Origin of the sequence: Streptomyces sp. 1114.5, from assembly GCF_003635085.1 — a bacterium.
Taxonomy (GTDB): domain Bacteria; phylum Actinomycetota; class Actinomycetes; order Streptomycetales; family Streptomycetaceae; genus Kitasatospora.
The window spans coordinates 1,451,662-1,465,680 of record NZ_RBXE01000001.1 but is presented as its reverse complement, the minus strand read 5'-3'; the positions used below and the strand labels follow the sequence as shown (position 1 = coordinate 1,465,680).

General features: G+C 75.3%; 7 protein-coding genes and 3 tRNA genes. 2 read left to right on the top strand and 8 right to left on the bottom strand.

Annotated features, from left to right (window positions below; all coding sequences use genetic code 11):
* Window positions 1-28 precede the first annotated feature (28 nt).
* The 4 genes from BX285_RS06335 to BX285_RS06320 all read right to left on the bottom strand — a co-directional run bounded on the left by BX285_RS06335 (window position 29) and on the right by BX285_RS06320 (window position 3,821).
* On the bottom strand, window positions 29-2,923 hold the full coding sequence (locus BX285_RS06335; protein WP_121174657.1) for an Ig-like domain-containing protein: 2,895 nt from the start codon (window positions 2,921-2,923) through the stop codon (window positions 29-31).
* Between the two features lie 414 nt (window positions 2,924-3,337).
* Window positions 3,338-3,413: transfer RNA gene (locus BX285_RS06330), tRNA-Arg, on the bottom strand.
* Window positions 3,414-3,444: 31 nt separating this feature from the next.
* Window positions 3,445-3,520, bottom strand: a tRNA-Arg gene (locus tag BX285_RS06325).
* Window positions 3,521-3,727: 207 nt separating this feature from the next.
* Window positions 3,728-3,821: transfer RNA gene (locus BX285_RS06320), tRNA-Ser, on the bottom strand.
* Between the two features lie 177 nt (window positions 3,822-3,998).
* On the opposite strand from BX285_RS06320, the gene BX285_RS06315 reads away from it, so the two are divergent.
* Window positions 3,999-7,541 (top strand): PAS domain-containing protein, encoded by a 3,543-nt coding sequence (locus tag BX285_RS06315; RefSeq protein ID WP_121174656.1) that lies wholly within the window; start codon window positions 3,999-4,001, stop codon window positions 7,539-7,541.
* 73 nt (window positions 7,542-7,614) lie between these two features.
* On the opposite strand, the gene BX285_RS06310 is transcribed toward BX285_RS06315, so the two are convergent.
* From BX285_RS06310 to BX285_RS06300, 3 genes are all read right to left on the bottom strand, one after another.
* The gene (locus BX285_RS06310) at window positions 7,615-9,276 is read right to left on the bottom strand and encodes a long-chain fatty acid--CoA ligase (protein ID WP_121174655.1); all 1,662 of its coding nucleotides are present in this window, start codon (window positions 9,274-9,276) and stop codon (window positions 7,615-7,617) included.
* Between the two features lie 174 nt (window positions 9,277-9,450).
* Window positions 9,451-10,695 (bottom strand): hypothetical protein, encoded by a 1,245-nt coding sequence (locus BX285_RS06305; RefSeq protein ID WP_121174654.1) that lies wholly within the window; start codon window positions 10,693-10,695, stop codon window positions 9,451-9,453.
* A 52-nt stretch (window positions 10,696-10,747) separates the two neighbouring features.
* Complete coding sequence (locus BX285_RS06300; protein ID WP_121174653.1) at window positions 10,748-11,614, bottom strand: DUF1906 domain-containing protein; 867 nt, start codon at window positions 11,612-11,614, stop codon at window positions 10,748-10,750.
* Between the two features lie 152 nt (window positions 11,615-11,766).
* Between BX285_RS06300 and BX285_RS06295 the strand changes: the two genes are divergently transcribed.
* Window positions 11,767-12,837: a DMT family transporter gene (locus BX285_RS06295; protein WP_259470451.1), complete on the top strand. Its 1,071-nt coding sequence runs from the start codon at window positions 11,767-11,769 to the stop codon at window positions 12,835-12,837.
* A gap of 81 nt (window positions 12,838-12,918) precedes the next feature.
* On the opposite strand, the gene BX285_RS06290 is transcribed toward BX285_RS06295, so the two are convergent.
* Complete coding sequence (locus tag BX285_RS06290) at window positions 12,919-13,719, bottom strand: pyridoxal 5'-phosphate synthase (RefSeq protein ID WP_257032521.1); 801 nt, start codon at window positions 13,717-13,719, stop codon at window positions 12,919-12,921.
* Window positions 13,720-14,019: the final 300 nt, after the last annotated feature.

Below are 14,019 nucleotides of genomic sequence, written 5' to 3'. Positions count from 1 at the left end.
AACGGGTGAGCGGAACAATCGGCGCAGGTCAGCGCCGTCGAGCGCCGGGCCCACGGGCGAACACCCGGCGGGTGATCAGCCCGATCCCGGCGAGCACGAGCAGGACCCCGGCGAGTCCACCGCGCCAGCCGGCCTCCTCGGACCGCCCGGCCCCACTCTGCGCAGCGTCCTCCGGCGGCGCGGCCAGCGGCCGGGCCTCTCCCTCGTCGGCCTCGCCGGCCTCGTCGGCTCCGACGGCTTCGGCCCCTCGGGGCCTGGTGACGGTGGGGGTCGGAGTCGACGTCGGAGTCGGCATCGGCGTCAGGGAGAACGTCGCGATGGTCGAGGCCGTCGGAGCGGCAGAGGGAACGACGGACACCGAAGCGGCCGTCGACGGAGCCTCCACCGCCGCCGCGACGGACGGACTCGGCCTCGAACTCGGGCTCGGGCTCGGGCTCGGGCTCGAACTCGGGCTCGGCGAGACCGACGGCGAGGGTGACGGCACGGCAGCCACGTGACTCTCGGTCACCGATGGAGCAGTCACCGGCGGAACGACCACCGGCAGGACTCCCGGCGGGACCGGCACCGTCACCTGCGCCGAAGGCATCGCCACGACGGACGGACTCGGGCTCGGGCTCGGGCTCGGCGAAACCGCGGCCGAGGCGAAGGCGGAGACGGAGACGGAGGCCGAAGCCACCGCGGTCGGCGTCACCGACGGCGAAGCCGACGGGCTGGCAGCCACCGGGCCGGCCGTAGCCGATACCGATGCAGATGCCGACGGGCTCGGCACCACCGACGGCACCACCGGCGTCGGCACCGCCGCTGCGGCGGCGCCCCGTACCGGCACCGGGTCCGCCGAGGTCCCGTTCCCGGCCGGGTCCGTGGCCGTGACGGTCAGCCACTGCTCCCCGTCCGCGAGGTCCCGGTTGGCGGTGCAGGTCCAGCTGCCGTCGATCGCCGTCGTCGCGCCGCACAGCACCGTCCGCTGGTTCGGGTCCGCACCGACCCTGGCCGTGACCAGGACGTTCGAGCCCGGCTCCGCCCGCCCGGCGAGCTTCGGCCGGCTGACGCGCACGGTTTCCCCCGAGGCCGGCGCGGTGAGCACCGGCCGGTCCGGCGGGACGGTGTCGACCACGAGCGTGACCGGCTGCCCTGGCGTGCGGTTCCCCGCCGCGTCGACCGCGACCGGGGTGAGCTGGTGCTTCCCGTCCGTCAGGTTCTCGACCGGGAGGCAGGACCACCGGCCGTCCGCGTGCACCGTCGTGCTGCACAGTTCGCCCGCGGTGGAGCGGTCGGCGACCGAGACCGTGCTGTCCACGTCACCGGTGCCGGTGAGCTGCAGCCCGGGGTCGTTGGTGTAGGCGGGAAGGGAGAGGGCGGGCGCGGCCGGCGGCGCGGTCTTCACGGTGACCTTGACCACCTCGCCGCGCAGCACCACGCCGCCGCTGGTGGTCTCCACCGGGGTGAGGCCGTGCGGGCCTGCCGCGAGCGCCGTGGCGGGCCGGCAGGACCAGGTGCCGCCGCGGGCGACCTTGGCCTTGCAGAGCGCGGCGTTGTCCTCGCGGATCTCCACGGTGGCGCCGGCCACCGCGCCCTCGCCGCTGATCTCAGGGCGGCCGTCGGCGAGGACGGTGCCGTCGACGGGCTCGGCGATCTCCGGTCGGGCGGCGCCAACGGTCAGCTTGATCCGCTGGTCGGAGACCTGACCGGAGTCGGCGAAGCCGCCGGAGGGGACGAGCTGGCTGGTGTCGCGCCCGATCCGCAGCCGGGCCCAGGTCTCGCCGGAGGCCGCGCCCGGCGGGACGGTCCACTCCAGGGTGGCGGTGTCGGCGCCGGGCGGGACCTCGGTCTGCACCCGCCCGGCGGCGTCGAACCTGCCGGTGTGCGCGAAGTCGATCCAGCCCGCCAGGGTGGCGGGCTGGTCGCCGACCGCGACGGGGACGGTGACCCGGTAGTAGCGGCCGATCGCGGCGTCGACGGGGAAGCCGATGGACGGGTCGGCGCCCTGGTACTCGCTGCGGCCGGGCTGGAGCTTGGGCGGCGGCGGGTCGGCGAAGGGGCTGCGCAGGGAGGCGCCGTGGTCGAGCCGGATCATCGGCTCGTCCTCCGCCGCGGTGGCGGGGCCGTTCGGGCCGCGCCGCGAGGGGGTGGTGGCGGCGGCGCCGAGGAAGAGGTCGGAGATCACGTGCGAGGCGTTGCCGTAGGCCTGTGGCGCTGTTCCCAGGGCCTCGTCGACGCTGACGGTGTAGGCCTGGCGCAGGACGGGCGGGGCGGTGGTGCTGCCGGCCCGGACGGTGGAGCGCTGCTCGATCCGGAAGACCGCGGTACGAAAGGTCCCGTCGAGTTCCAGGGAGCCCTCGGCGGCGGAGCCGGGCGCGGCGTCGGAGGTGCCGTCCGGGCCTGCGGGGGCGAGGGTGCTGCCGTCGACCGTCCAGCCGGGCCAGCCGGTGCGCTTGACCAGGGTGGGGGCGGCGGGCGTGCCGCCGATGAGGGTCAGCCGGGTCGCGGTGCTGGTGGCCCCGGATTTCCCGGTGGCGGTCGCGGCGAGGCCGCTGAGGTGCAATCGGGGATTGCGGACCGGCCGGGAGAAATTCAGCCGGATTGTCCCCAGGGTGTGCCAGGAACCGTCCGCCTGAGGATGGTCCGGGGTGATTCCGAAGGTCTGGGCCGGAGCCCCGGGGCGCATTCCGTCGGTATAGAGGCCGGTGGAATGCCCCCCTCCGGGGTGGTCCGCCAATTCGCCCGGGGTGGCGGTGACGCCCACCCCGGGGGAGGCCTCGACATCGAATCGGACGGAAAGCCCGGAGGGCAGCAGCGCCCGCTGGTCGCCCGACCAGGTACCGGGGGACTGCTGGGCCGCCGAGAGCGGGACGTTCCAACCGGTCAGCAGCCCGACCGTGAGGACCGCCAGGGTGGCAGCGGTGCGGTGGAACTGTCGGCTCATCCGGCTCTCCTTCGCGGTCGGCTGCCGAATGGGGCGGGCAGTCCGGGCACAAGATCCGACAAGAAGGAATCACGACGCCGGAACGGCGATCCTGCGACACCTGCGCTTTCGGCCGTGTCCCACCCGTTCGGCGGTCATCCGGGCGGCAGGGCGGGATGTACCCGAAACGGCCGCCTTTCATCCGTTGGGCGACAACGGGTCGATCCGCACGGATACCGGAACGGGAAATCCCGGCCGATCCGGGGGATTCCGGCGGACGGCATCTGACCACTCATCGGGAAGCCCTGTTCGAACGACCCGCCGCGAGCGGCCGGGATGTCCGCTCCCGGGTGATCGCTCCCGGGTGGTCGCTCCGGGGTCGTCACGGAGCCGGGAACGGCAGAAGCCCCCGGCCGACGGCCGGGGGCTTCTCGCTGGTGCGCTCAGCAGGATTCGAACCTGCAACCTCTTGATCCGTAGTCAAGTGCTCTATCCGTTGAGCTATGAGCGCAAGGAACGGGCGAACCCGATCTTGCGGAGTTTGGTGCGCTCAGCAGGATTCGAACCTGCAACCTCTTGATCCGTAGTCAAGTGCTCTATCCGTTGAGCTATGAGCGCTCGCCCCGTGAACGTTGCCCCGGGGCGTTGCGTGGACAACATTACATGACCTGCGACGTGGGGCGAAATCGATTGCCCCGGGCCCCGCCCCCGGGTCCGCCCAGGGCGGGCGGCCGGCCCGGCCCGACCTGCCGCCGACCGGCTCCGCCCGGCCTCCGGGAACGCGAAGAGCCCCCGCCGACGAGATCGTCGACGGGGGCTCCCGACTGGCGGAGGCTGAGGGATTTGAACCCTCGATCAGGAATAACCCCGAAACCGCATTAGCAGTGCGGCGCCATAGACCGGACTAGGCGAAGCCTCCCCACATGGACCAAGCCCGCGCGAGCGGACCCGTTCCGTGTGTCAGTGATGATGCCACAACCGTGGGGCTCGGCACCAACCACCGCCCACGTTACTAGGCGGGTCGACCCCGCCGCAAAGAAGAATGAGATACTGCCGTCTCCGGAGGAGCTGCCCCGAGCCGAGGAGACCTGTCGACGTGAGCAGCAGGCCGATCCGAGGCGCTGCTCGCCTCGCCGCCATACTCGACGCCCTGCCCGACGCGTTGTTGCTGGTGAACAGCAACGGCACCGTCGTGGACGCCAACAGCGCGGCGGTCCAGGCGCTGCAGGCGCCGGGCACCTCACTGGTCGGCATGGGCGTGCTGGGCCTGCTCCCCGAGTTCGACCCCAGCCGGATCCCGGGCTCGATGCGGCCGGCCACCCGGGACGGAGACGCCCTCGACCGTCCGGTCCGGATGACCGCCCACCGCACCGACGGCACCACCTTCCCGGTCGAGGTCTCCGGCAACGACTTCGCCGACGACGGCAGCGAGGGCCGCGGCTACGCACTCTCCCCGCTCGTCCCGTACGACCCGTACCGCGAGGGCTCGCGCTCGCCGTCCTCCTCCGACCTGCTCCTGCTGCTGGTCCGCGACCTGTCCGGCCGGCTCGGCGTCGAGGCCGAGCTGCGCCGCCAGCACAAGCAGACCGAGATGATCCTGCGCGCCGCCGCCGAGGGCGTGCTCGGGGTCGACCTCGAAGGCCGCTGCGTGCTGGTCAACCCGGCCGCCGCGCACATCCTGGAGTACCGGGCGAGCGAGCTGGGCGGGCGCGAGCTGCACCCGCTGATCCAGCATTCCCGGCCCGACGGCACCCCGCTGGCGCTGGAGGAGTCCGCGCTGCTGGACACCCTGACCTCCGGGCGCAAGCACCGGGTGCGCGGCACCGTGCTGTGGCGCAAGGACGGCCGGCCGGTCACCGTCGACCTCACCACCGCCCCGGTCCGGGACGGCGACCAGCTGGTCGGAGCGGTGATGACCTTCACCGACCGCAGCCGCGAACTCGCCCTGGTCGCCCGCAACGAGCACCTCACCGCCGTCCTGGAGAGCGAGCTGGGCGGCGCGCTGAACGCGCTGAACCAGCGGCTGGACGCGCTCGCCGCGGACCCCGCCGGGCAGCTCTGGCCGGAGGCCAACTGGACGCTGCGCCGGCTCGCCGCCGAGTGCCGCCGCTTCGGGAAGCTGATCGACGGGGTCCTGGACCACCAGCGGTGCGAGGCGGGCGAGAGCGGCGCGGCCGAGGCCAAGGACGGCAAGGACGCCAAGGACCGCAAGGACGACACCGACGGCAAGGGCGGCACCGACGGCGGGGATGGCAAGGGGCGCCGGAAGTCCGCGCCGCGGGTGCCGGTCTCGCTGGACGCGGTGGTGCGCCGGGCCGTCGAGGAGGCCGGCGAGCTGGTCGGCCCGGGCCGGGTGCGCTTCTCGGTGCACGCCGCCGCGGTCGAGGTGATCGCCGACGAGCGGCGGCTCGCCCAGGCGCTGGCCCACCTGGTCGCCGACGTCAGCGGCACCGGCTACGCACTGGACGCCCCCATCGCCCCCTCTCCCGGCCTGGCCGTGCCCGGGCTGAACGGCGGCTCGGTGCCCGCGCTGCCGCCCGCCGCGGAGCTGCCGACCGTCGTCCTGGCCGCCGCCCAGCGCGGCGAGGTCGCCCGGGTCGAGATCCGCGGCCCCGGTGTCGGCGGCAGCCCCGTCCACCTGCCGATAGCCCGCGCGGTGGTCGAGCGGCACGGCGGCGTGCTCCAGCCGCACGAGCTGCCCGGCAAGGCCGGCACCACGTACGTGGTCGAGCTGCCGCTGGACCCGGCCGCCGCGAAGGCCGCCGCCGAGCGCGCGTCCGCCGAGGGCCGCTCCGACCGGCCCAAGGAGACTGACAGCGCCGTCCTGCCCGAGCTCCCGGGCATCCCCCAGCTGCCCAGCAGCGACGGGCCCGCCGAGCCGGCCCCGGCCGCCCAGCCCGCTCAGGCCACTCCGGTCGCCCCGACGGGCGAGCAGCCGGACCGGGCTCCGGCCGAGGAGCCGCCCGCCGCCGAGCGGCGCGGTCGCCGTGGCCGGCCGGCCGCCGAGACCCCGGCGCCCGGCACCCCCGACACCCTTGCCGACCAGTGGCCGAACGCCCCGGCCCGGGTCGAACGGGCCGTCCCCGAGCAGTGGAACGGCACCGGCAACGATCCCGCGTACGGCCGTCAGGGCATGGCCGGCCCGAACGGCGTGCAGAGCGACCCGTGGGGCAAGGACGACGGCCGCTCCGGCCCCGCCTACGCCGTGCCCGTCGAGGGCGAGCGGGCCCAGCAGAACCGGACCGGCGGGCGCGAGCCGCTCGCGCTCGGTCCGGCCCCGACGTCCGCCCCCGCCGCGCTGGCCGGCGCCGAGGGCACCCCGGCGGGCGGCACCCCGGCGGGCGGCACCCCGACCGCCGAGGCCGCCCCGGAGGAGGCTCCCGGCGAGCCCAAGCCCCGTCGACGCCGCGCCCTGCCCTCCGCCGAGGACTCCTCCGGCGGCTTCGCCCTGCCCGGGATGCCCGAGGCCCCGGTCTACCCCGGCCTGGAGCACGCCCTGCCGGTCGGCCCCGCGCCCGCGCCGCCCGAACCGGCCGCCACACCGACCGGGCGCCGCCGCCGGCTGGCCGTCCCGCCGGGGCCCGGCCCGGACGCGCCGGTGGGCACCGCCGCTCCGTCCGGCCAGGAGCCGGGCACGCCCGGCACCGCGCCGGCGCCCGCCCGGCCCGCACTGCCCGCCGCCGAGGAACCGTCGGGCCCGCGCCCGGTCGGCACCGGCCTGGGCGAACTCGCCCCGCCGCGCCCGCTCGGCACCGCCCCGGTGCCCGCCGGCGCGCCGCAGCCGCCCGTCCCGGCCGAGGCCCGGACCGCGCCGCGCCCGATGGCGGAGCTCGCGGCTGCCGAGGAGCGGCCCGCCGGCGCCCCGCCCTTCCCCGAGCAGGCGTCGGCCACCGGTGGCGAGCTGGCCAACACCCGTCGGCTGCTGGTCTGGCCGGAGCCCGACCCGGCCACCAAGCAGGCCCTCCAAGCCCGCGGCTACCTACCGGTGATCGTCAGCTCCCGCGAGGAGGTGGACGCCCAGGTCTCCGGCTTCCCCGCCGCCCTCTTCGTCGACCCGCTGACCGGCCCGATCACCCGCACCGCGCTGCAGTCGCTGCGCACCGCGGCGCTCAACCGCCGCGTCCCGGTGCTGGTCACCGCCGGCCTCGGCCAGGCCACCCGGGACGCCGCGTACGGCGCCGACCCGGCCGTCCTGCTGCGCGCCCTCGCGCCGCGCGACGGCGAGCACCACGCCCCGCGCGTCCTGCTGGTCGAGGGCGACCCGGACATCGCCGCCGCCATGATCAGCAGCCTGGAGCGGCGCGGCATGCACGTCGAGCACGCGGTGGACGAGAACGACGCCGTGGCCCGGGCCAGCAGCGTGCAGCCCAACCTGGTGGTGATGGACCTGCTGCAGATCCGCCGCCGCCGGGTCGGCCTGCTGGACTGGCTGCGCGCCAACGACCGGCTGCACCGCACCCCGCTGGTGGTCTACACCTCGGTGGACCTCGACCCGCGCGAGCTGCCCCGGCTGCGCACCGGTGAGACGGTGCTGTTCCTGGCCGAGCGCTCGACCAGCGAGGACGTCCAGGGCCGGATCGTGGACCTGCTCGGGCGGATCGGCGCGATGGGCGAGGCGGGCGTGGCCGCCGCGGGCTGAGCCCCCGCACACGTCGAAGGGCCGGTCGCCCCCGTTTCCGTACGGGGGCGACCGGCCGCTTCCGTCCCTGCGGCTACTCCTTGCCGAGCACCGTGACGTCCAGCTCGTCCGCCGCGTAGCTGGCCCGGATCACCTTCTTGTCGAACTTGCCGACCGAGGTCTTCGGCACCGACTCCACGATCGACCAGCGCTCCGGCAGCTGCCAGGAGGCGATCCGCCCGGCCAGGAAGGCCCGCAGCTCCTTCAGCCCGACGGTCGCGCCCGGGCGCAGCACCACGGTGGCCAGCGGGCGCTCTCCCCACTTCTCGTCCGGTACGGCGACCACGGCGGCCTCGGCCACCTGGGGGTGGGCCATCAGCTCGTTCTCCAGCTCGACCGAGGAGATCCACTCGCCGCCGGACTTGATGACGTCCTTGGCCCGGTCGGTGAGGGTCAGGTAGCCGTCCGCGGTGATGGTGCCGACGTCGCCGGTGCGCAGCCAGCCGTCCTCGGAGAACTTGTCGTCCGGGCGGAGCGGGTCCTGCCTGGCCCCGCCGTAGTACGCGCCGGCGATCCACGGGCCGCGCACCTCCAACTCGCCCGCCGAGACGCCGTCGTGCGGCATCTTCTCGCCGCCCGGGCCGATCAGCCGGGCCTCGACGGAGGCCGGGAAGATGCCCTGGGTGACCCGGTACGGCCACTCCTCCTCCGGGGTCAGGCCGCCGGGCGGCTGGGCGAAGGAGCCGAGCGGGGAGGTCTCGGTCATGCCCCAGGCGTGGATGACCCGGATGCCGTGGCGCTCCTCGAAGCCCTGCATCAGCGACGGCGGACAGGCGCTGCCGCCGATGACCACCATGCGCAGGCTGGAGGTGTCGTAGTCGCCCGCGTCGAGCTCGTCCAGCAGGCCGCTCCAGATGGTGGGGACGGCGGCGCTGACGGTCGGGCGGACGGCGGCGATCATCTCGGCCATCGGCTTGGGCTGGAGGAAACGATCCGGCATCAGCAGGTTGGCGCCGGACATGAAGGCGGCGTGCGGGATGCCCCAGGCGTTCACGTGGAACATCGGGACCACCGGCAGCGCGGTGTCGCGCGGGGTGAAGGCGAAGTTGTCGCCGGTGTTGACCTGCAGGCAGTGCAGGTAGACCGAGCGGTGGCTGTAGAGCACGCCCTTCGGGTCGCCGGTGGTGCCGGAGGTGTAGCAGAGCACGGCGGCCTCGCGCTCGTCGATGTCGCTGCGCCACGGGAACGTGGTCGGCCGGCCCGCGATCAGCTCCTCGTAGTCGTGCACGCCGCCCGCGAAGCCCGCCAGCAGCGAGCGGTCGCCGGGGCCGCTCACCACGATGTGCTTGAGCGTGGGCGCCAGGTCCGCCAGGACGGCGGCGAGCAGCGGGAGGACCGTGCCGTTGACGATGATCACGCGGTCGGCGGCGTGGTTGACGATGAACGACAGCTGCTGCGCCGGGAGCCGCAGGTTGAGCGTGTGCAGCACGGCCCCCATCGCGGGGACGGCGAGGTACGCCTCCAGGTGTTCCGAGTTGTTCCACATCAACGTGCCAATAACACTCGACTCGGTGCAGCCGAGTTCATCGCGGAGCGCGTGAGCGAGCTGTGCAGCGCGGGCGCCGACCTCGGCATAGGTCCGGACGGTGGGCCCGGTGCCGTCCCAGGTGGTGACGGTCGAGCGGGCGTGGATCGTGGACCCGTGCTCCAGGATTCGGGCGACGGTGAGCGGGACGTCCTGCATCGTGCTGAACACGGGTCCTCCTTGACCTGGCGGGCACTGGCGGCTGCGCCTGCGGCACCTACCGGGCGGTAATGTGCGCGGACTTGCCCGATTTTGCCGTCTCGCGCCACCCGCTGTCAGCATCCCGACACCGTTGCACGGATCACGGCCCGGCCGTGGCCGGGGCGATCCCGGCCTACCGGACCGTCAGGCCTGCTCGTGGCGGCAGAGGCGGAGGGAGTTGGCGGGGTCCGGGGTGTAGGCCGGGTCGAGGGTCCAGCCCTGTTCGGCGGCGATGCGCAGGGCCTGGTGGGCGCCGGCGCCGCGGTACGTGGCGCGGTTCACCCGGATGCGGCGCAGCCGGGTGCCGCCGGGGCCGGTGGGCGGCCCGTTGCTGCCGTCCTTGCGGGCGGTGTCGCGCGCGAGGATCCGGCGGATGTGGCGGTCCCAGGCCGCCGGGCTGTCGGTGAACTCGGCCCGGAAGGCGCGCGGGCCGACCGTCCAGCGGGCACCCCAGCGCTCCCAGTAGTCCGGCTCCGGGCGGCTCACCCAGAAGGTGAGCAGGCCGTACACCGGGACGTAGAGGATCTGGAGGAGGAAGACGAAGGGCAGCAGCAGCGCCGGGCGGGTCGGCTGCGGGCCCCACGGGGTACCGGCGGCGGCGGGCGGGTCCTGCGGGGACGGGGCGTTCAGGCCGGCCGGGGCGGGGAAGCGGCGGACCAGCCGGACCTGCTCCGCGTCCGTGCCGGACAACGACCCCTGCCAGCCGTGCCGTTCGGCGAGCCGGACCACGCCGTCCGCGCCGAGGCCCCGGTAGAGGCGCACGGCGAGCCCGACCGACACCTCCCGGCCGAGGTCGGCCTGCACCTCGCCGCCGCCGGCCGCGTGCGCGGCCTCGGCGGCCTCGATGCGGCGCCGGAGGATCGGAGTGAGGTAGCGCTCCCAGTCCTCCGGGCGGCCGGTGAGCTCGGCCCGCAGGCGGCGCGGCGGGAGGAAGGTGCGGTTGACCTTCAGCCAGCCGTCGGAGCTGGGGCCACTGCCGCTGTAGTCCGCGAGGAGCAGGACGGCGAAGAGGAGCACCAGGCCGAGGATCCAGAGCGGGGCGTAGATCCACTGGAGGAGGAACTGGAGCAGCACGGCGAGGCGGCCGCGGCGCGGGGCCGGGCCGGGGAAGGCGGCTCCGGGTGCGGGCGGCGCAGGTTGTGCGAGCGGCGCGGCCTGTGCGGACGGTGGGGCGAACTGGGCTTCCGGGTAAGGCGGTTGGGCGGCGTACGGCTGCGGCGCGGCGTATGGCTGCGGTGCGGCGTACGGGTGCGGCGGCGCGACCGGTTGTGCGTACGGGTTCTGCGGCACGGGCTGTGCGTACGGGTTCTGCGGCGGCGGTGCGCCGTACCCGTAGCCGTACCCGCCCCCCTGGCCGCCGGCTCCGCCGTACCCCTGGCCGTCCGACATGGCGCCCCGCCCCCCGTCTGCTCGATCGGGGGTCACCCTACCGGCGGGGCCGTCAGTCGGCGGTCGGGCCGTCCGTCTGGTTGCGGTCGACGGTGAGGGTGGCGCCGCCGTAGCTCTCCGCGACGTTGCCCTGGTGCTGGTGGACGCGCTGGTGGAGGTTCCAGAGGTCGGGGTCGAGGCCGCCGGAGCCGGCGGTGTCGGCGCGGTCGTCCCAGCGGGCGTACCAGAGCGCATCGGGCAGCGGGGAGCTGCCGGCCCGGGCGGCGGCGGCCAGGTCGGCGATGCCGGAGTCGAGGCTGGAGTAGACGCCGGAGCGGTAGCCGGCGGAGTGCAGGGCCTGGGTCCAGCCGAGGGCGAAGTCGACGACGGCCTGGCCGCAGGCCGGATCGTGCAGCGGGTAGGCCTCGATGTCCAGGTAGACCGGGCTGCCCGGGGCGAAGCCGAGCGAGCGCAGCGCGCGGGCGGCCTCGTCGGCCTCGTCCCGGCCCTGCTGCACGGCCTTCGCCGGGTCGATCCGCTTGGGCTTGCGGCTCGGATCGGCGCACGGCGCCTGCAGTCCGACGTGCACCGGCAGGAACCGCCAGCCCATCGCACGCGCGTGGTGCACCCACTCGGCGGTGAGCCGGGGCTGGCCGCAGCCGCGCTGGGAGCCGCTGGTGTAGATGCCGACCGCCCCGTACGGGGAGGTGCCGCGCCAGGCCCGCAGGGTGTCGAGCGGCGGCGCCGTGCAGACGTCGAAGGCGGGGCCGCTCCAGCTCTCGCGCACCCGGGGCGGGACGGCCCGGTCGGGGAGGGTGACGGCCCGGATGCGGGGGACGGCGACGGGGGCGGCGGCTCCGGCGCTCACGCCCGTCCCGTCGGTGGCCAGCAGGAGCACGAGGGAGGCGGCCAGGAGGGAGGCGGGACGGAGGTAGCGCATCCGGCCTTGTTACTGACGGACCATCGGATGAATCCGGCAGCCACGCCGCGAGGCCTTCCGGAGGCCACCCCTTCGGGCGCACCCGTCCGCATCCGTCCCGATATTGGTAACGAGCTTGCCCGTTCAGCACTCCTTACGGCAAACTCGCCACTATGCCCACCTCCCATACCAGCGAAACCCCCGCCGCCTCGTCGTCGGCCGCCGCCGTCGCCGAGGCCCTTGCCATGCCGCCCGCCCCCAAGGGCGAGCCTGCCGGCGAGCGGGGCAGCTGGCGACGAGGCGGGGCCTCCTCCGGCTCCGGGGCACCACCCGAGGTCCAGCCCGGCCGCTCCACCGGCCGGTTCGGCAAGGTCCTGCGGCGCCCGGAGAGGATCCCGGCGCCGCTTCTCTGTCTGACCGCGATGTTCCTGGTGCAGACCGGCATCGCGCTGTCCAAGCCGCTCTTCGGCCCGCTCGGGGTCAGCGGCACGACCTTCCTGCGGCTCGGCTTCGCCGCCGTCATCCTGCTCGCCGCCACCCGCCCGAAGCTGCGCGACAAGCGCCCGCGCGACCTCGCCGCGGCGGCGCTGCTCGGCATGGCCTCGGCCGGGATGACCTTCCTGTTCGCCGGGGCGATCGACCGGCTGCCGATGGGCACCGCCGCGACCATCGAGTTCCTGGGCCCGCTCGCGGTCGCCCTGGTCTTCGCCCGGCGCGCCAGCCACCTGCTCTGGGCGCTGCTCGCGGCCGCCGGCGTGATGCTGCTGACGCTGCTCGGCGAGGGGGACGGCGGCGGCTCGCTCGACCCGGTCGGCCTGCTCTTCGCCTTCGGGGCGGCCGCCTGCTACGCGCTGTACATCCTGTTCACCGACAAGGTCGGCGCGACCTTCCAGGGGTTCCAGGGCCTGGCGGTGTCGATGACGGTCGGCGCGCTGACGATGGCTCCGTTCGGGCTCGGCCAGGCCTGGGACGGGCTGACCGCGCCCGACGCCTCGACGCTGGTGCTGCTCGCCTCGGTGGCCGGGGTGTCACTGCTGCTGCCGGTGATCCCGTACGCGCTGGAGATGACCGCGCTGCGCCGGATGCCGCAGCGGGTGTTCAGCGTGCTGGTCAGCCTGGAGCCGGCGGTCAGCGCGCTGGTCGGCCTGGTGGTGCTGGGCCAGCTGCTGGGCGTGCCGCAGCTGGCCGGGATCGGGTGCGTGGTGGCGGCCAGCGTGGGTGCCACGCTGACCGGGCGCCGGTAGGCGCGGCGCCTCCGTCGGGGGGTCGGCGCGCGCCGGGGCGTCGGGGCGTCGGGGCTTTACGGCCGAGGACGCCCCGATGCACTACGGCCAGAGCAGGGTGCGCGACCACTCCGGGGAGCTGACCGGGCCGGTGCGGGTGTAGCGCAGCCGGACGTGCCGGCGCTGGGCGTCGCCCTGCCAGAACTCCACCTCGTGCGCCCACAGGGTGTAGACCGCGTGCCCGGGCGCGACCGCGTCCGGGTGCGCCTCCAGGCGGCGACGAGCGACCGCCACCGCCTCGTCGTACTCGGCCGGCGAGGACAGCGGCTCGCTCTGCCGCCCGACCAGCGCGCCGACCCGGGCGGCGGGCGTACGGGTGGCGAACTCGGCGGCGGCGACCACGTCGGCAGCCCGCTCGACGGTGCCGCGCACCCGCACCTGGCGGCCCAGCTGCGGCCAGTAGACGCTCAGCGCCGCGGCCGGGTGGCCGGCGAGCTGACGGCCCTTGGGGCTGTCGGCGGCGGCGGAGAAGTTCCAGCCGGTGCCGGCCGCGTCGACGTCACGCAGCACCAGCACCCGGGCGTCCGGCATGCCGTCCGAGTCGACGGTGGAGAGGGTGAACGCCTGCGGGTCCAGCACCCCGGCGTCCAGCGCGGTGGCGAGCCAGTCCACGAACAGCGGGCCGGGCGCGGCGGGCGCGGCCGTGTGGTCGAAGGACGGCAGCGGGCGGGCCATCGGCGGGCGGCCGAGCAGCAGCTCGGGGACGGACCTGGGCTCGGGCCGGCGCTCACCGGCCGGCTCGACCGTCGGCTCCGGGCGCGACTGCGCCTGCGCCGCGGGATCGGGCTCCGGTGCAGGCCTGGCCTCGTCCGGACCGGTCAGGCCCTCCTCCTCCGCCGCCATCGCGCACCCTTCCTTCCGATTGCCGCGGTCGCCACCCCGGCCGGGCCGGCCCTTCCGGGCCCGGGAACGTGGTGCGCTGTCGGAGCGCAACCGTACCGCCGTGAGCCGACGGCTCCGGGCGCGGGCCCTCGGGTCGGCGGATCGCGGCCGGTCGGCGGGGACGGGTGGACGGCGGGCGGAGCGGCGCCGGACGCACTCGTGGGCGGTGCCGATGGCGGCACCGCCCACGAAGCCGGTTTCGCGGCGACCCTTTCCGCTGGCCGGTCGATGCGCTGTTCCTCCGTGATGCGCGGATCCCTC

What these genes read in the sequence shown, in the direction of transcription:
- BX285_RS06335 (WP_121174657.1), bottom strand. Translation starts at nt 2,923, where the DNA reads ATGAGCCGACAGTTCCACCGCACCGCTGCCACCCTGGCGGTCCTCACG.
- BX285_RS06305 (WP_121174654.1), bottom strand. Translation starts at nt 10,695, where the DNA reads ATGTCGGACGGCCAGGGGTACGGCGGAGCCGGCGGCCAGGGGGGCGGG.
- BX285_RS06295 (WP_259470451.1), top strand. Translation starts at nt 11,767, where the DNA reads ATGCCCACCTCCCATACCAGCGAAACCCCCGCCGCCTCGTCGTCGGCC.
- BX285_RS06290 (WP_257032521.1), bottom strand. Translation starts at nt 13,719, where the DNA reads ATGGCGGCGGAGGAGGAGGGCCTGACCGGTCCGGACGAGGCCAGGCCT.
- BX285_RS06300 (WP_121174653.1), bottom strand. Translation starts at nt 11,614, where the DNA reads ATGCGCTACCTCCGTCCCGCCTCCCTCCTGGCCGCCTCCCTCGTGCTC.